At 68.1% G+C, this 16297-nt stretch carries 20 protein-coding genes; 8 read left to right on the plus strand and 12 right to left on the minus strand.

What is annotated here, in order from left to right:
• Window positions 1–23: 23 nt before the first annotated feature.
• Complete coding sequence (locus tag A7X12_RS00165; RefSeq protein ID WP_232318173.1) at window positions 24–902, minus strand: alpha/beta fold hydrolase; 879 nt, start codon at window positions 900–902, stop codon at window positions 24–26.
• A gap of 239 nt (window positions 903–1141) precedes the next feature.
• Between A7X12_RS00165 and A7X12_RS00170 the strand changes: the two genes are divergently transcribed.
• Together A7X12_RS00170 and A7X12_RS00175 are read left to right on the plus strand one after the other, a co-directional pair.
• Window positions 1142–2122 carry an alpha/beta fold hydrolase gene (locus tag A7X12_RS00170; RefSeq protein ID WP_064309625.1) on the plus strand — a complete coding sequence of 327 codons (981 nt, stop codon included), beginning with the start codon at window positions 1142–1144 and terminating at the stop codon, window positions 2120–2122.
• A gap of 218 nt (window positions 2123–2340) precedes the next feature.
• Window positions 2341–3279 (plus strand): proline iminopeptidase-family hydrolase, encoded by a 939-nt coding sequence (locus A7X12_RS00175; protein WP_232318175.1) that lies wholly within the window; start codon window positions 2341–2343, stop codon window positions 3277–3279.
• A 307-nt stretch (window positions 3280–3586) separates the two neighbouring features.
• On the opposite strand, the gene A7X12_RS00180 is transcribed toward A7X12_RS00175, so the two are convergent.
• Window positions 3587–4210 carry an arylesterase gene (locus A7X12_RS00180; RefSeq protein ID WP_064309626.1) on the minus strand — a complete coding sequence of 208 codons (624 nt, stop codon included), beginning with the start codon at window positions 4208–4210 and terminating at the stop codon, window positions 3587–3589.
• A 50-nt stretch (window positions 4211–4260) separates the two neighbouring features.
• On the opposite strand from A7X12_RS00180, the gene A7X12_RS00185 reads away from it, so the two are divergent.
• From A7X12_RS00185 to A7X12_RS00195, 3 genes are read left to right on the plus strand one after another with little or no spacing between them, the layout of a single operon-like run.
• On the plus strand, window positions 4261–4962 hold the full coding sequence (locus A7X12_RS00185) for an ABC transporter ATP-binding protein (protein WP_064309627.1): 702 nt from the start codon (window positions 4261–4263) through the stop codon (window positions 4960–4962).
• The gene (locus A7X12_RS00190) at window positions 4959–7454 is read left to right on the plus strand and encodes an ABC transporter permease (RefSeq protein WP_064309628.1); all 2496 of its coding nucleotides are present in this window, start codon (window positions 4959–4961) and stop codon (window positions 7452–7454) included. The genes A7X12_RS00185 and A7X12_RS00190 overlap by 4 nt, the downstream gene beginning before the upstream one ends.
• A 34-nt stretch (window positions 7455–7488) precedes the next feature.
• The gene (locus tag A7X12_RS00195; protein WP_019370067.1) at window positions 7489–7827 is read left to right on the plus strand and encodes a hypothetical protein; all 339 of its coding nucleotides are present in this window, start codon (window positions 7489–7491) and stop codon (window positions 7825–7827) included.
• Window positions 7828–7849: 22 nt separating this feature from the next.
• Here the strand turns inward: A7X12_RS00195 and rsgA are convergent, their stop codons facing one another.
• Both rsgA and A7X12_RS26085 read right to left on the minus strand, forming a co-directional pair.
• A complete protein-coding gene (rsgA, locus tag A7X12_RS00200; protein WP_232318177.1) occupies window positions 7850–8890 on the minus strand; it encodes a ribosome small subunit-dependent GTPase A in 1041 nt (346 codons plus the stop codon).
• The gene (locus A7X12_RS26085; RefSeq protein WP_232318184.1) at window positions 8891–9106 is read right to left on the minus strand and encodes a hypothetical protein; all 216 of its coding nucleotides are present in this window, start codon (window positions 9104–9106) and stop codon (window positions 8891–8893) included.
• A gap of 233 nt (window positions 9107–9339) precedes the next feature.
• Between A7X12_RS26085 and A7X12_RS00210 the strand changes: the two genes are divergently transcribed.
• The 3 genes from A7X12_RS00210 to A7X12_RS00220 all read left to right on the plus strand — a co-directional run bounded on the left by A7X12_RS00210 (window position 9340) and on the right by A7X12_RS00220 (window position 12127).
• On the plus strand, window positions 9340–9834 hold the full coding sequence (locus tag A7X12_RS00210) for a DUF427 domain-containing protein (protein WP_064309630.1): 495 nt from the start codon (window positions 9340–9342) through the stop codon (window positions 9832–9834).
• Between the two features lie 393 nt (window positions 9835–10227).
• Window positions 10228–10473 (plus strand): hypothetical protein, encoded by a 246-nt coding sequence (locus A7X12_RS00215; RefSeq protein ID WP_157105452.1) that lies wholly within the window; start codon window positions 10228–10230, stop codon window positions 10471–10473.
• A 358-nt stretch (window positions 10474–10831) separates the two neighbouring features.
• Window positions 10832–12127, plus strand: coding sequence for a cation:proton antiporter (locus tag A7X12_RS00220; protein WP_064309801.1), 1296 nt, complete (start codon window positions 10832–10834; stop codon window positions 12125–12127).
• A 22-nt stretch (window positions 12128–12149) separates the two neighbouring features.
• Here the strand turns inward: A7X12_RS00220 and A7X12_RS00225 are convergent, their stop codons facing one another.
• The 8 genes from A7X12_RS00225 to A7X12_RS00255 form a co-directional block, all read right to left on the minus strand.
• Window positions 12150–12425, minus strand: coding sequence for a hypothetical protein (locus tag A7X12_RS00225; RefSeq protein WP_064309632.1), 276 nt, complete (start codon window positions 12423–12425; stop codon window positions 12150–12152).
• A gap of 58 nt (window positions 12426–12483) precedes the next feature.
• Window positions 12484–12702 (minus strand): hypothetical protein, encoded by a 219-nt coding sequence (locus A7X12_RS00230; protein ID WP_064309633.1) that lies wholly within the window; start codon window positions 12700–12702, stop codon window positions 12484–12486.
• A complete protein-coding gene (locus tag A7X12_RS25345) occupies window positions 12703–12840 on the minus strand; it encodes a hypothetical protein (RefSeq protein ID WP_157105453.1) in 138 nt (45 codons plus the stop codon).
• A 106-nt stretch (window positions 12841–12946) separates the two neighbouring features.
• Window positions 12947–13474: a hypothetical protein gene (locus A7X12_RS00240; protein ID WP_064309635.1), complete on the minus strand. Its 528-nt coding sequence runs from the start codon at window positions 13472–13474 to the stop codon at window positions 12947–12949.
• Window position 13475: 1 nt separating this feature from the next.
• Window positions 13476–14363: a transglutaminase family protein gene (locus A7X12_RS00245; protein WP_064309636.1), complete on the minus strand. Its 888-nt coding sequence runs from the start codon at window positions 14361–14363 to the stop codon at window positions 13476–13478.
• Window positions 14364–14372: 9 nt separating this feature from the next.
• Window positions 14373–14654, minus strand: coding sequence for an antitoxin Xre/MbcA/ParS toxin-binding domain-containing protein (locus A7X12_RS00250; RefSeq protein ID WP_198161782.1), 282 nt, complete (start codon window positions 14652–14654; stop codon window positions 14373–14375).
• A 65-nt stretch (window positions 14655–14719) separates the two neighbouring features.
• A complete protein-coding gene (locus A7X12_RS25800; protein WP_198161783.1) occupies window positions 14720–14887 on the minus strand; it encodes a hypothetical protein in 168 nt (55 codons plus the stop codon).
• Window positions 14888–15032: 145 nt separating this feature from the next.
• Window positions 15033–16175: an extracellular catalytic domain type 1 short-chain-length polyhydroxyalkanoate depolymerase gene (locus A7X12_RS00255; RefSeq protein ID WP_064309803.1), complete on the minus strand. Its 1143-nt coding sequence runs from the start codon at window positions 16173–16175 to the stop codon at window positions 15033–15035.
• Window positions 16176–16297: the final 122 nt, after the last annotated feature.

Below are 16297 nucleotides of genomic sequence, written 5' to 3' on the forward strand. Positions count from 1 at the left end.
TCGAATGGGGCGCGCGCTCCCATCTAGCGCAGATGGCGCTGGAGGAAGCCGCGCATATACTCGGCGATCACGCCCGCATGCGTCTCCAGCGCGAAGTGGCCTGCGTCGAGCAGGTGCACTTCGGCGTCGGGCAGGTCGCGACGAAACGCTTCCGCACCCGCGGGCAGGAAGAACGGGTCTTTCGCCCCCCATACCGCCAGCAAAGGTGGCTGCCGCTGGCGCAGATAGGCATGGATGCGCGGGTACAGCGCCACGTTGCGCGCATAATCGGCGATCAGGTCCAACTGGATACTGTCCTGCCCCGGGCGGGCCAGCAGCGCGGCATCCAGCCAATAGCCTTCGGGAGCGACTTGGATCCCGTCCGGCGCGCCATGCGTATATTGCCAACGCGTGGTCTCGAGGGTGAACATGCTCCGCATCGCGTCGCGGTTGGCTGGCGAAGGATCTGCCCAATAGGCGCGGGTAGGCGCCCAGCCTTCGCTCATGCCCTCTTCATAGGCGTTGCCGTTCTGCGAGACGATCGCGCGGATCGCGTCCGGGCGCTGCAGGGCGAGGCGAAACCCGACGGGCGCGCCGTAATCGAAGAGGTACAGCGCGTACCGCCGCAGACCGAGCGCATCGCAAAAGGCGCCGATCGTCTCCGCGAGGCGCTCGAAACTGTACACGAAGCCTTCGGGTACGTCGGTGAAGCCGAACCCGGGCAGGTCCGGGGCGACCACGCGGTACCGATCGGCCAAGCGGGGCATCAACGCGCGGAACTGATGCGACGAGCTCGGAAAGCCGTGCAGCAGCAGGATTACGGGATTCCCGGGATCGCCGGCCGCTCGGTAGAAGAACGACACCCCCGCCGCTTCGGCCCGGTGGACGGATGTCTCAAGATGCTCGGACGGACGCTGCATCATTACCTCATCTCGGAACCGCGGCGGCGCGGCCGGGCTCGCCCCCTCTTCGCCGACCATCAAGGCGACGCAAGTAAATCCGTGTATATTTTGGTATAAGGATGCGACGCCTTAAATATCATGCGCCAATCCTCCACCATCACGCTTCACGATATTTTACCACAAGCGACACCATCTTGCGCCGGATCGGATTACTTCTTTGCGAGAGCCGAAGCGCGTTTCAGCTCGCAAGGAGATCATGCATGAAACGACTTTTGATGCGAGCGGCGCTCGTCGCTGCCACGATTGCTGCCGCCCCTCCGGCGTTTGCCTTCCCCGAAGGCGCGCCGGACTCACCCGCGCCGAGCATCAGCGTGCCGGTGATCCACTATCGCACCGCCACGATCGACGGGGTGAAAGTGTTCTACCGCGAGTCCGGCCCCGCCGACGGGCCGGTAGTCCTGCTGCTGCACGGCTTCCCCACCTCGTCGCACATGTTCCGCAACCTGATCCCGCTGCTCGCCGACAAATATCGCGTGATCGCGCCGGACTATCCCGGTTACGGCCAGAGCGACGCGCCCGACCACACGGCGTTTGCCTACACCTTCGCCAACCAGGCGGATATCGTCGACAAGCTCGTCGCGCAGCTCGGCGCCAAGCGCTACGCCTTGTACGTGATGGATTATGGAGCGCCGATCGGCTACCGGCTCGCGCTCAAGCACCCGGAGCGGGTGAGCGGGCTGATCGTGCAGAACGGCAACGCCTATGACGAAGGACTGCAGTCGCCCTTCTGGGATCCCATCAAGGTCTATTGGCGCGACCGCTCGCAGAAGAACCGCGACGCGCTGAACAACCTCGTCACGCTCGACATCACCAAGTTCCAATATACCGATGGCATGGGGGACGTTGCCCGCATCAGCCCCGATAACTGGGTGCACGATCAGGCGCTGCTCGATCGCCCCGGCAACCGCGACGTCCAGCTCGACATGCTCGGCGATTATGGCTCGAACGTGCCGCTATACCCGCAATTCCAGGCGTTCTTCCGCACGCACCGGCCACCGACGCTGATCGTCTGGGGCAAGAACGACAAGATCTTCCCGGAGGATGGGGCGCACCCCTATCTGCGCGACCTGCCCAAGGCCGAGATCCACATCCTCGATTCGGGGCATTTCGCACTCGAAGATCGCCTTGACGTGATGGCCCCGCTGATCCGGAGCTTCTTGGATCGCAATCTCGCAAAATGACGGGCGTGGCGCCCGCGACGCCCGGGGTGTCTCGGGGCCGCACATCACGCATGGGACCGCATCTTCAGCCGGTTCATTCTGGTAAACACGCCACCGCATCGGTCGCGAAAAGATCTACGGGCGATATAGCGCAGAAGCCGGTCGGAAATCGCCCGAACGGTCTAGTGAAAATGGAGCATTGGATGCCGGAACCGGTGGCTTTGACAAGACGAGCGGCATTGACGACCATCGGCGCATTGTCGGGTTCAGGCTTTCTGGGCGCGCACGCATGGGCACGTGCAGCGCGTATCCACAGCAGCGATGGCTATGCTTCAGTGCCGGGCGGGAAAATCTATTGGCGGCGGTTCGGCACCGGCGGCAAGACCCCACTGCTCACGCTGCACGGTGGCCCCGGCGCGGCGCACAACTATCTTTTGTCGATGCAGGCGCTGGCCGATGAACGTCCGGTGATCTTCTTCGACCAACTGGGCTGCGGCAAGGCGGACGCACCCGAAGACGAGCGCATCTACACCATCCAGCGCGCCGTCGACGAAGTCGATGCGGTCCGGGAAGCGCTGGGGCTCCGCCGGGTGGTGCTGTACGGGCATAGCTGGGGGACGCTGCAGGCAATTGAATATCTGTGCCAGGGCCGCGGCGCGGGCGTCGAGCGACTGATCCTTGGCGGCGCCTTTGCGAGCATACCCCAGGTCGTGGCCGGCATGCAGCGGCTGATCGACAGCATGCCGAACGGCTTTGCCGAACGACTCCACGCGCTGGAGCAGGCCGGAAAGACCGGTGCTCCGGAATATGCCGCGCTCGTCCAGCAACTCTACGATCGTTTCCTGATGCGCGTCCCGCCGACACCGGACGCCGCCGCGAGCTTCGAGGCGCTGGGCAAATCGATCGCCTATCGCGTGCTCAACGGACCGAACGAATTCACCATCGTCGGCAAGATCAAGGACTGGGATCGCCGTAAGGACCTGAAGCGGATCACCCAGAAGACGCTGCTGACCACCGGCGAGTTCGACGAGGTCACGATGGACTGCCACACGACGCTGCGCGACGGACTGGGCGGCGAGGCGCGGCTGGCGGTACTGAGCGGGTGCGCGCATATGACCATGGTCGAGAAGCCGGATCGCTACAATATGTTGCTCCGCACCTTCCTGGCGGAGCCCTGATCGTGAGACAGCGAAGCGGACGACGGCGTTGATCCGTACCTGTGCCGGGGAATCGTGCCCGAGATCGATCTGCCCGCCCACGCCAGGCGGCGATCGCCGCCTATCCGGAAATCGGCGTGCCGGGGATCGCCCCCCTGTAACGGGTGACGGTATCGGGTGACTGGGGCATCAATCCCTATCTGTTCGACGTCAGCGACTGCACGCAAGGCCGACGCCGCCATGATGTCGGCTCTGCGTCACCGGTGCAAACCGATGGCGTTCGTGGCGGACGCGAATGGGAATTCGGTAGTCGCGATTGCGGGTCTGGTCATCCTGCGCGCGCCGCCGACCCGCGCAGCGCCTTGCGCACGCCGGGCAACATGCGGCCCACGATGATATCGACACCCCGCGCGTTCGGATGCATCCCGTCGGCCTGGAGCAGCGCCCGATTGCCGGCCACCCCGTCGAGGAAAAACGGGTAGCGCGCTACCCCATGCTTCTTTGCAAGCGCGGGGTAGATGCCGTCGAAGGCGCGCCCATATTCCGGCCCCAGGTTCGGCGCGGCACGCATGCCGGCGAGCAGCACGGGGATGCGCCGCTCGTGCAATTCGGTGAGGATGGCATCGAGATTGGTCCGGGTCTGCGACACCGGAAGGCCCCGGAGCATGTCGTTGGCACCGAGTTCGACGATGACCAGATCCGGTGTGATGCCAAGGCCGCGCAATCCCCACCGCAAGCGTGCGCGGGCCTGCGCCGCCGTGTCGCCAGCAACACCGCCGTTGCGGACGGTCGCCGCCACGCCCGCCCGGCGCAGCGCCCCTTCCAGCCTCGCGGTGAATCCCAAGGCGGGCGGAAGGCCATAGCCGGCGCTGAGGCTGTCGCCGAATGCCCAGATCACCGGCGCGCGCGGCGCGGCATCCGCGTTCGGCGCAAATGCCAGGACCGGGAGCATCGCGAGATGGACAATCCCCCGCAACCCTCCATATCGCTTCAGGCGTGACCATGGCATCATCCCCTTCCGATAGCGCGCTGATCGACGCGCGCAACATTTCGCTATCGCTGGGGAAGGCGCCCGCCCGGGTGGACATCCTCCGCGGGATCGATCTGCGCGTGTCCGCGGGCGAAAGCGTCGCGCTGCTCGGGCCGTCGGGATCGGGGAAATCCTCGTTGATGGCGGTGCTCGCCGGTCTGGAGCGCCCGAGCGGCGGCACCGTATCGGTCGCCGGGCTGGACTTCACGGCGCTGGACGAAGATGCACTCGCCGTCGCGCGGCGCGGACGCATCGGCATCGTGCTGCAGGCCTTCCACCTGCTGCCGACGATGACCGCGCTGGAAAATGTCGCCGTGCCGCTGGAACTGGCCGGCGCGCGGGACGCATTCACGCGCGCCGAGTCGGAGCTCGCCGCTGTTGGCCTCGCGCACCGGACCGGTCATTATCCCGCGCAGCTCTCCGGCGGCGAGCAGCAGCGGGTGGCGATCGCACGGGCGCTGGTCGGGCGCCCGGCGCTGCTGTTCGCCGACGAGCCCACCGGCAACCTGGACACCGGCACCGGTGCCGCGATCATGGACCTGCTGTTCGAGCGGCACGCCGCCAGCGCCACGACGCTGTTCGTCATCACCCACGATCCCGCGCTCGCCGCGCGGTGCGGACGCGTCGTCACCCTCGCCGACGGGCGCATCGCCGCCGATCGGCAGCGCGCATGAGCGTCGCCTGGCGGCTGGCGCTGCGCGACCTGCGGCGCGGCGGGCGCGGGCTGGTGCTGCTGATCGCCTGTCTCTTCCTCGGCACTGCCGCGCTCGCCGGGATCGGCAGCCTCGCCGCCAGCCTGGTCGCGGCGCTCGATGCGAACGGGCGGCAGATAATGGGCGGCGATGTCGAGTTCACCGTCTCCCAGCGCCGCGCGACCGTAACGGAGCTCGCCGCCTTCACGGAAGCGGGGCGCGTGTCCGAGACCGTCTCGATGCGCGCGATGCTGCGCAAGCATGCCGACAGCCCCGCGATGCTGATCGATCTGCGCGGGACGGATGTCGCCTGGCCGCTGGTCGGGCGCTTCCGGCTCGCGGCGGGTGCGCTGTCCGGCCGCCCCCGTGGTCGCGAAATCGCCATCGCGGCGGCGACGGCCGATCGGTTGGGTGTGCGGCCCGGCGACCGCGTGCGGCTGGGCTCGGCATGGCTGCGGGTGATCGGGATCATCGCCGAGGAACCCGACCGGCTCGGCGCGGGATTCACGCTCGGACCGCCGGCGCTGATCGACCTCGCCGGGCTGGACGCGACCGCGCTGGTGCAGCCCGGCAGCCTTTACGAAAGCCATTATCGCATCGCGCTCGCGAAACCGGCAGACGCAGCCGACGTACAGAAGCGCCTTCTCGCCCGCCTGGCCGGTGCGGGCTGGACCGCGCGAACCAGCGACCGCGCGGCAGGCGGGCTGCGGCGCGGCATCGACCAGTTCGGCCAGTTCCTGATGCTGGTCGGGCTCGCCGCGCTCGCCATCGCCGGCGTCGGCGTGGGGAGCGGCGTCACGGCCTATCTGGCGGGCAAGACCCGGATCATCGCGACACTCAAGGTGCTGGGCGCGACCTCCGGCACGATCGCGGCGATCTTCCTCGCGCAACTGGGGGCGGTCTCGGTGCTCGGCATCGGCAGCGGCCTGCTGGTCGGCGCCGCGGTTCCCTGGCTTCTGACCAGCCTCGTCGGCGCGTCGCTGCCGGTGCCGCCGCGCCTTGCGCTCTATCCGGTGCCGCTGGCCACCGCTGCCGTGCTGGCGCTGCTGGTGGCTCTGCTGTTCGCGCTGCCGGCGCTCGCCCGCGCGCGCGACGTGCCGGCGGCGACCCTGCTGCGCGACGCGCTCGGCGCGGGGCGCCGGCCGTCGAGGGTCGTCCTCGGCCTAATGGCGCTGCTGATGGCGGCGCTGGTCGCGCTTGCCGTGCTGACCGCGTCGGACCGGCTCCTCGCGCTCGGCTTCGTCGGTGCGGTGGCGGCGCTCATCGCGTTGTTGTGGAGCTTCGGTCTCGCCATCCGGTTCACCGCTTCGAAACTCCCGAGGGCGCGCACGCCGTTGCTGCGGCTGGCGATCGCCAATCTGCATCGCCCCGGTGCGCAGACGGACCGACTGGTGGTCGCCTTGGGCCTGGGCTTCTCGCTGTTCGTCGCGCTGGCGGTGATCGATGCCAGCCTCACCGCCGAGCTGCGCAATGCCGCGCCGGCCAAGGCCCCCCGCTTCTTCGCGATCGACCTGCAACCGGAAGACGCCGCGACCTTCACCCAGGCCGTCCGCAGCGTCGCGCCGGGAGCCGGGATCGAGACGCTGCCGTCACTGCGCGGATCGGTCGTCGCCCTGCGCGGCCAACGGGTCGCGGACATGAAGACGCTGCCCGAGGGCGCCTGGGTGCTGCGCGGCGACCGCACCCTCACCTGGTCGGCCACGCTCCCGCCCCGCAACACGGTCGTCGCAGGGCGATGGTGGCCGGCGGATTATCGCGGTCCCCCGCTCGTCTCGCTGGAAGACAAGGCGGCCGCCGCGCTGGGCCTCAAGGTCGGTGACAGCATCACCGTGTCGGTGCTCGGCGTCGACGTGCTGGCGCGGATCGCCGCCTTGCGCAAGATCGACTGGGGCGGGCTCGGGCTCAACTTCGCCATCGTCTTCTCGCCCGGCTATATCGAGGAAGCGCCGCACGGCCTGCTCGCCAGCGTGTACGCAGACCCGGGGCGCGACGGCGCGGTCATGCGCAGCGTCGGCACCGCCCTCCCCTCCGTCACGCTGATCCGGGTCGGCGACGTCATCGGCCAGCTCGGCGCGGTGCTCGGCCAGATCGCGGTGGCGATCCGCGCGGCAGCGGCGGTGACGGTGGCGGCGGGCATAGCCGTGCTGATCGGCGCCGTCTCCGCCTCGGCCCGCGCGCGGCGCTACGATGCGGTGATCCTCAAGCTGCTCGGCGGCAGCCGCCGTCAGGTGCTGGGCGCGCAGGCGCTGGAATATGCCTTGCTCGCTGCGGCCCTGGTGCTGGTGGCGGTCGGCGTCGGGAAGGGCGCGGGATGGTATGTCGTGACCCAGGTGTTCGCCATCGCCTGGGCGCCGCGCTGGGACATCGTCGCCGCGACGGTGGCGGCGGCCGTCGCGGCGACGCTCGGCATGGGCATCGTGGGCAGCCTCCCCGCCCTGCGCGCCCGGCCCGCCGCGGCGCTGCGCGACCTGTAGCGGCGGGTCGCCAAAGCAGGTAGGAGCGCTGCCCATGAACCGCAGACAGTCGAAGAAAGACCCCTATGGCGAGTTGCTCCGCGCCGAGGAGCCGCCCGAAGCACCTGTATTGTGCTGGCTGTGCGGCCGGCCGATGGGCAAGACGACCGTCTGGCACCATCCGGTGCCGAAGAGCCGTGGCGGGCGCGATGTCGTGCCGATGCATGCGATCTGCCAGCAGACATTGATCGCAAACTTCACCAACGCCGAACTGCAGCGCCACGGCACCGATGTCGAGGCGTTGCTGGCGAACCCCAATGTCCGAAAGTTCGTCGACTGGGTGGCGAACAAGGACCCCGACTTTACCGCGACCATCGCCAAGAAGCAGCGCTGACCCGCGCGGCCCCGGTCGTGCGTCAGCGCCTTTTGCCGCCTTCGCGCTTGCGGGAGCGGTGAAGCCCGGGCTGGCCGCTATTCTCGCCATCCTCCCGGGCAAGCTTGCGCCAGCGTTGGACGCGCGCGGGATCCAGCGTTCCTTCCGCGATGGCGGCGCGGATGGCGCATCCCGGCGCATCGAGATGGCTGCAATTGGTGAACCGGCACTCGAGCGCCACGGCGGTGACATCATCGAACACCTCGGTCACGCCGGTGGCGACGTCGGCCATCTGGAGTTCGCGCATGCCCGGCGTATCGACGAGCCAGCCGCCCCCGTTCGCCCCCGCGCCGAGGCGATGCATTGCGCGGACGGTGGTGGTGTGCCGGCCCTTGCCATCGTCCGCGCGAACGGCCTGGGTGGCGATACTGTCCGAACCGCGCAGCGTATTGACCAGCGTCGACTTGCCGACGCCGGAGGATCCGACCAGCGCGACGGTTTCGCCCAGGGCGCAATAGCGCGCGAGACGGGCCGCCTGCGCTCGATCGCGCCCGTCCAGCACTTCCACGTGCAGACCGGATTGCAGCGCACGCGCTTCGGCGACGAAGCGATCGGGCGTCGACGTCAGATCGGCCTTGGTAAGGACGACGACCGGATGCGACCCGACTTCGCGCGCCACCACGAGATAGCGCTCGATCCGCGCGACGTTGAAATCCTCGTTGCAGGACGTGACGATGAACAGCGTATCGACATTGGCCGCGATCAGCTGCACCCGGCGATCGTCACCCGGTGCCGGCCGCTTGAACAGGCTCGTCCGGCCAAGGATGCGCACCAGGTTTCGGGTCGCCCGGTCGATCAGCAACCAGTCCCCGACCGTGGGGCGATATTCCGGGCCGCCCGGTGTGGGCAGGGTGGAGGCAATCGAGCCCTCGACCCCTTCGCCCAGAACGGTCACTCTCCCGCGATGCACCGAAAGGACGCGAACGGGCTGGCAATCGAGGCGCTGCTCGGCGGAAACCTGGTCGTTGAAAAAGGCTTTCCAGCCGAGCTGCGCAAGCGTGATATCGGTCGTGTCGATCGACACCTACTCGACCTGCGGGTCGTCGGACTCCACCGTGTCGGGCGTTCCCTGCCCGGCAGCGCGCTTGTCCGCCTTGGCCTGCGCCTTCTTTGCGGACTCCGCTGCCTTGTTGCGCTCGCGCTCGCGGCGTTCGAAGTCGTAATTCGGTTTGCGTGCTATGTCATTGTCTCCAGACGTCGGGGCACGATTCCGGCAAAACGCGCGGGACCGTAGCCGCATGGCTACACGGATCCGTCCTGCGCGGCTAGGCGGTCGGCGGGAGATATGCTGGAAGGAGCCGGGCTGCGCCGCGCGATTGGTGCGCACCCGGTCCGGTGGATCGGTTTCCCGGTGCCCCTTGGAGCAGCTCGCGCCTGCCGCGGTCATGGGCTAGGGTCGCATCGCAACCGTCGATGCCCGTTCGGCGTCAGGAGACTTCCGCGCATGAGGCTCGCCATCCCCCAGGTCCAGCCGTGAGGCCGCGCCCCGATCCGGTCGGTCCCGATCAGGAAAGCGTATGGGACTTCCCCCGCCCCGCCGTCGCGCAGGCGGTCGACGCCCATATCCAGATCGAGCATTACAGCCGGATCCTGGCTGATACGCGCTCGGCGATCCGCACGATCGAGACGAGCCATCCGCCGAGCTATTACATCCCGCGCGTCGATATCGCGCCGGACGTGCTGCGTCGTGCCGTAGGCAATTCCTTCTGCGAATGGAAGGGAACGGCCGAGTATTGGGACGTAGTCGTCGGCGACAACGTGTTGCCGCGGGTGGGCTGGAGCTACCCCGATCCCACAGCGGCCTTCGCCGCCTTGCGCGATCACGTCGCCTTTTATGCAGCGCCCTTCGATCGCTGCAGCGTCGACGGGGAAGTGGTGATCCCGCAGCCCGGCGACTTCTATGGCGGCTGGATCACATCGCGCGTGGTCGGGCCGTTCAAGGGCATTGCCGGTAGCCGCGGGTGGTAACGCCGTGAAGCCGTGATGGCGAACGTCTTGCCCGCGCGAAGCCAGGATTGAGGCACAGAGCCGCGCATACTTGGATCCAGCCTGGTGCGAGAAGCGATCGAGAATTCACCTGGGTCTGGACCTGACATACGCGTTCGCGGCAGCCGAAACCGCGTCTGCGGCGCGGACTCGATCGCGATCGGCCGTGCAATAGGCGGCTGCTCGGGGCTGCCGGAGCTGCCGGTGCTTGACCTGACGCACTTGAGCCTGAATGCGCCGCACACCGACCGATCGATGCGACTGCATCTATCCATCGCGCTTCGCCGTCCCCATATTCACGGTATCGCAGCACCTGCCACGAGCGCCGCTGCGACTGAGAGATGCTTCATGCTCCCGCTCTGCGAGGATATGCGCATGATCATCGACCAGAAAGACACGCGTCCGCTCCACGAAGCTGCACCGCTGGCCTGCGCGCCGGCCAGGTCCGATGCGGATGCGCTCGAGGCCGCGCTTGCGGACATGACCAGGGCTTTCTCCAGCGACTTCGTCGCCGGTCGGGTCGGAGAACGCCATAATACCTACCAGCATCGCACCCGCGTGCTGCGTCAGATGGGTGGACAGCTGGCCAAACTGCGCGAGCGGGAAGACGCAGGGTCCTGAGCGGGAGAAAGCCGCGGCTTGCCGGCGCGTGCGCGAAGGAAGAAGCACCCTATCGGCATGTTCGCGATCGGGGTAGCCGCTGTGCCAGCGAAGCGCGTCCAGTGCCGGGTCGACAGACGTCGCATGAACAACGCACGCACGCCCAGCGTTCGGCGTTGGCGAAGAATGGCCGTCTCGCCTCCGTTCACCGGTCCCGCGGCGATGTCGGCGATCAGCCTGGCAATGTCGAGCCAGGCAGTGCGGACGAGCGTGTTTTGATGCGCTTCGCCGGCCAGCAATCAAGGGTGGAAGCGCCGACACCGCTCGGTTCTTTCGAACCGTTCGGCACCCGATCGGTCTGGAGGTCTGTTGAGCAATGATGGACCATCCCAGCTTGCTCCCCTCCACCTATATCCTCGTCCTGACCGGGACCGGCCTGCTGGTGGCGCTGGTGGCGTGGCTACCGCTGGCACTGCGAAAACTGCCGCTATCGCTGCCGATCGTATGCATGGGGATCGGTGCGACGATCTTTCTTCTGCCCGAAGTCACGCTACGGCCGCTGCCCCTGCGCTACCCGGACATCACAGAACGTTTCGCCGAACTGATCGTCATCATCGCGCTGATGGGCGCGGGCCTCAAGATCGACCGGGTGTTCGGCTGGGGGCGCTGGGCGGTAACCTGGCGGCTGCTCGCAATCACCATGCCGATCAGCATCGTCGCGATCGCCGGCATCGCCGGATGGACGCTCGGATTGCCGCTGGCGACGGCGCTACTGCTGGGGGCGAGCCTCGCGCCCACCGATCCGGTGCTCGCCTCGGACGTCCAGGTCGGCCCGCCGAAAACCGGGGAAGAGGATGAAGTCCGCTTCGGGCTCACCTCGGAAGCCGGGCTCAACGACGGGGCCGCCTTTCCCTTCGTCCACCTGGCCATCCTGCTCGCGGCCAGCGCCGTCTCAGGCCGGCCATGGCTGGGCGAATGGCTGGGCTACCGGGTGGTGTGGGAGATCGGCGGCGGCATTCTTGGCGGATGGCTGGTCGGCCTCGCCTTCGGCTGGCTGACCTTTCACGTCCGCGCCGACTCCAAGCTCGCCAAGACGGGGGACGGCCTGATCGCGCTTTCGGCGACGTTCGTGTCCTACGGCCTGACCGAGATCGTCCATGTCTACGGCTTCCTCGCGGTGTTCGTCACCGCGCTCACCTTCCGCCACACGCACCGGGAGCACGAATTCCACCACGAGATGCACACGATCATCGAGCAGCTCGAACGGCTGGTGATGATGGCGCTGCTGATCCTGTTCGGTGGGGCGCTCGTCAGCGGCCTTCTCACGCATGTCGGCTGGGTCGACATCGTCGTTGCCGCGACGATCCTGCTGGTCGTGCGGCCGGTGGCCGGGTGGATCGGCATGCTCGGCTACCGCGCCGATCGCAGCGAGAAGCTGACGCTGGCCTTTTTCGGCATCCGTGGCGTGGGGACGATCTATTACCTGGCCTATGGCATGAACCATATGGCGGTGGCGCAGGCCGAGCGGCTGTGGGGCATTGTCGGGCTCGTGGTGCTGTTCTCGATCCTGCTGCACGGGCTCACGGTGACGCCGATCATGCGATCGCTCGATCGCCAGCAGGGACGAGACCCGGATGCCGGGGACATGCCGGCCGCGCGAGAAAGCGGCGCGTGACCGATCCGCGCGCCGCCCCGCCTCAGCCCAGCGCGCGCAGCACCGGGAGATCGGCCAGACCGCGATCCGGATTTTCGCTCAAGCCACGATCTTCAGCGGCACGTTCGACGCGCGCCTCGATCCGTTGCAGACGGGTGGCGATCTCACGCGCCTCGCGCTTTTCGGCCGCGAGCGCTTCCTTTTGCCAGGCCGCAGCCGCGATGAACGCTACGTCGCGGACATTGGGCAACAGGGCATCGGTCGCCAGCTGGCGCTGGCGGGCTTCCTGCGCGCGGCAGGTAAAGGCGGTCGGCTGCATCGTGGTGGCTCCTGGTGTTCGCGATGGGTGAAGTAGGAAGGCAGTCGATCGTCCGCGGTCAGACGCGCCGCGCTGGGCTCCGGACGCGCGTGACCGCCCCGTCGAGCAGGCGCCCCTGATACAGCCGACGGATGCGCTCGGCATCCTCTGCGCTGGCAAAGACGACATGGGTGCCGCTTGGCGACATCGGTTCGATCGCGCTGATCCGCGCCTGCTGCTGCGCGCAGGTTGCCAGCACCTGTTGCACGGCCGCGTCGATGTTGACGACGCGGGACATTCAGGCGGCCTTCGGACTGGGCGGGCCTGCGGGGTCGTGGCGCGGCGCGAAGATCGACAGCGTCTGCCGCCGACGCGCGCTGCCATCGATGAAGGGAACGACGTTCGGAGACCGCGGAACCAGGGAGAAAGAAGACATGGAGCTGCTCCTCGAAGAGCGGGAGCGGGATTGTCTCTCAGTCGCGGCCTTGCTCAGGCAAGGCTGGCCACGATGATTCCGAGATGGGGGTTCCACAACGTCTTTACTAGGGACGCTGCACGAGATCCTCGGCAAGCCCCTGATAGAAGTGGCCGACGCACCGCAGGTCCGCCGGCACAACGATCAGCATCGCGCCACGTTCGGGCGCTGGCGGCGTGCTCGACCTGCCGAGGCCGCTCCAACACGCCGTCGCCATCGCGTGGCTGCGCAGGATGCCGTCGCAGTGGAAGAGGCAAGCGCGTGTGCCGCCCAGCGCCAGCAGGCGGGCATGATCGTCGCCGCCATGCCCCAGCGTCGCGCGCAGCGCCCGCAGCTTGTTGGCGCTGTTCCGCTGGTCAGGCGCCGCACCAAGCCCATGGGCATGCGCCACCGCATCGAGCAGGTGGTGGAGGAACCGATCGAGTTCGCGCAGGCCGTTGCCGATCCATTTCGACCGGTGCCGATGGCTGATCGGCGCGGCGATCTCCGGCGGCGGCGCGCCCTGTCCGGCCGGGCTCGCGAAGAAGCGCGCGCCGCGGCACAGCGTCCGATAGGCGCGATCGAGTTCGGCGGCGCGTCCCAGCGGGTCGAGCATCTCAGCGCGGGGACGCGTCGAAGGCACCGGCGGGCGCGCTGCCCGCCTCGACCGTCACCTCGACCTGCATGTCGAGAAAATCCTCGGGCGCGCCGAGATAGCTGCCGCGCACCGGGTGGATCCGCGCAATGTTGCCCGCGACCGCCACCGGGATCAGGCCCGCCCCGCCCATGCGGCCATGGGTGGGATCGAACGGAATCCAGCCGGCACAGGGCAGATACACTTCGGCCCAGGCATGGGTGGTGCCGTGCTGGTCGCCCGGCGAATCGGGCTGGAGATAGCCCGACACCGCGTGCGCGCCGAAGCCAAGGTGGCGCACCGCCTCGATGAAGAGAGTCGCGAAGTCGCGGCACGATCCGCTGCCTTGGTCGAGCGTCTCGTCCGGCGACTGGGTGCCCTCTTCTTCCCGCACGCGATAGGCAAGGCTGGTGGCGATCGCGGTGTTGATCGTCTTGAGCAGCGTGAGCGTGTCGGTCGGCGCGGTGCCGCGGAACTGCCCCGCCCAAGCGCCCACCCGGTCTGCCGCCTGCGGATAATGGGGCACCCGCATCCCGCCGAGGTCGGCAATTTCCTCCTCCGAATAGGCGAAGGGAAACTGGTGCGCGGACGGCGCGATGGTGAACACCGGCCAGGCGGTGGCGGAATGCTCCACCTCCATCCGGCTGTCGATCGTCAGCGTCTGGGTCGCTTCGGCGAAGCTCGCTGTCGCGATCAGGTTGCCGAACACGTCCTGCGTCCAGTCGATGGTGGCCGGCGGCACGCAGCGAAGCTCGGTCGCAAGCAGCCGCAGGTCATGCTGACCGCGCGGACACAGCATCATCCGGTGGGGCTGCAGCCATACCGGCCGCGCATAACGGTAGCTCGTGCGGTGGCGGATGGTCAGCAGCACCGCGGGGCTTCAGCGACGCTCGGCGCGGGCGTTAATCGCCTGCTCTACCGCCTCGCAGCCGACCGGGCTGGCGACGGCAAGGTCGAGCGGCCGGCCACCCAGCGCCTCGTCATGGCTGTTGAGGAACCTGACCGCGGCATCCCCGCCGAGCAGGTTCCAGGCGAGCAGCGCGACGCGGCTCTGCCGTTCCAGGCTGTCCGGCGAAGGGCGCGGCATTCCGAACTTGCTGCGGAACTGCTTGCGGATCGGGGCACGCGTGGCGGTGGTTTCGGTTGTCGTCGGATCGGGCATCGGCATTCCTTATGGTCGCGGGGCGCGGGAAAAGGGGCGCGGCCGGATCGGCCTCGCCCCCGCGATCACAAAGCCTGCGCGGCAGGCAGGGCCAGTGATCGGCCCATTGTCTCGATCCGATCGGCATAGGCTCTGGCGAGATTGCGATGCGCATAACGGGCTTCGCGCGACGTCGCGGTGGTGGCGAGCGTCAGCGAAACCGCATGGCGGCGGCGGATATAGTCGATGTCCATGGATCGGCTCCCGGGTCAGGTAAGCGGGAGCGCGTCGGTCTCTCAGTCGATGGCGCCTACGGAGGAATCTGCCAACGATGCACGCGATATAAGGTGGAGGGGCGCAACAACCTACCCCCCGCCGCCAATTAAGCGCGCCTCCCGGCTAGCGCATCAGGCCGCCCGCGCGCAGCGCCGCCTCGATTACGCGCCCGATATCCCGTCCGGCCGGTGTCTGCGTGGAAGCTGCGGGCACCCGCATGGGCGGCATACGCGTCGCCGGAAGGACTGGATCTGGCCTTGCGGGGGCTGCGCGCGCCGTGTCGTCGACGGTCTGCGCCGGGGCGTGCGGGTCCGTTATTCCCCAGAAGCGGCAGAGATGCGCCGTAGAGGATATCCCGGTCTCCAGCATATAGGCGCCGCTGCTGCCGCAGCCTTCGGCCCCGGCCGTGTCGAGCGGCGTGCCATGGCCCATGCCGGTTATCTGATATTCCTCTAGCAGGATGCGGCCCTCGCCGTCCTCCCACAGGTGATGGGGATAGCCGTCGACCCGGTCGCTGCGCGTCGGCGCCTCGGCAAGACCGTGCAGCGTGCGCCACTGCTCGAGGATGGCGCCCGCGTTGGACGGCGCGACGGTCGCGTCGCGCGTCCCGTGCCAGACCGACACGATCGGCCACGGGCCTTGATGCGGCGACGCATCGCGGACCAATGCGGTAAGCCCCGCCGCGTCCGGCCCCCCCTGCCCCCGCATCCGCTCGAACGCCTGCGGCACCGAGGTCGCCGATCCGAAGGGCAGTCCGGCGATGATCCCGCCACCGGCGAACACGTCCGGATAGGTGGCGAGCAGCACGGAGGCCATCGCGCCCCCGGCCGACAGCCCGGTCACGAAGATGCGCGCAGGATCGACGCCATGTCGCGCCACCATTGCCGCCACCATCTCGCGGATCGATAATGCCTCGCCGCCACCGCGGCGGCTGTCCTCGGGGCCGAACCAGTTGAAGCATAGATTGGGATTGTTCTGGCGCTGCTGCTCGGGGAACAGCAGCGCGAAACCGTGGCGGTCGGCCCAATCGGACCAGCCTGCCCCGTTGTCATAGGCCGCGGCAGTCTGGGTGCAGCCGTGGAGCACCACCACCAACGCGGGCCGCGCGGCCAGCGCCGCCGGCAGATAGGTCCAGCCGGCAAGGCCGCCTGGGTTCGGCCCGAAATCGCCTAGCGGCGCCAACCGTCCGCCAGCGGTGGACACGGCAGGGCCGCCAGCGGCACGCAGGGCGGCAATACGGGCAAGGGTATCTGCGAGACCGGGCATCGTGGCGTCCTTCAAAAATGCTCTGGCGAGCGGTACGGTCGCAACAATGCTGCGCTGCACAAATATGGTGCGGAGGGGTCGAAGCGCAATCTGCGAGTGTGTTCACTCAAGTTAATCGCGAC

The sequence above is a fragment of the Sphingomonas sp. TDK1 genome (assembly GCF_001650735.1).
Classification (GTDB): domain Bacteria; phylum Pseudomonadota; class Alphaproteobacteria; order Sphingomonadales; family Sphingomonadaceae; genus Sphingomonas.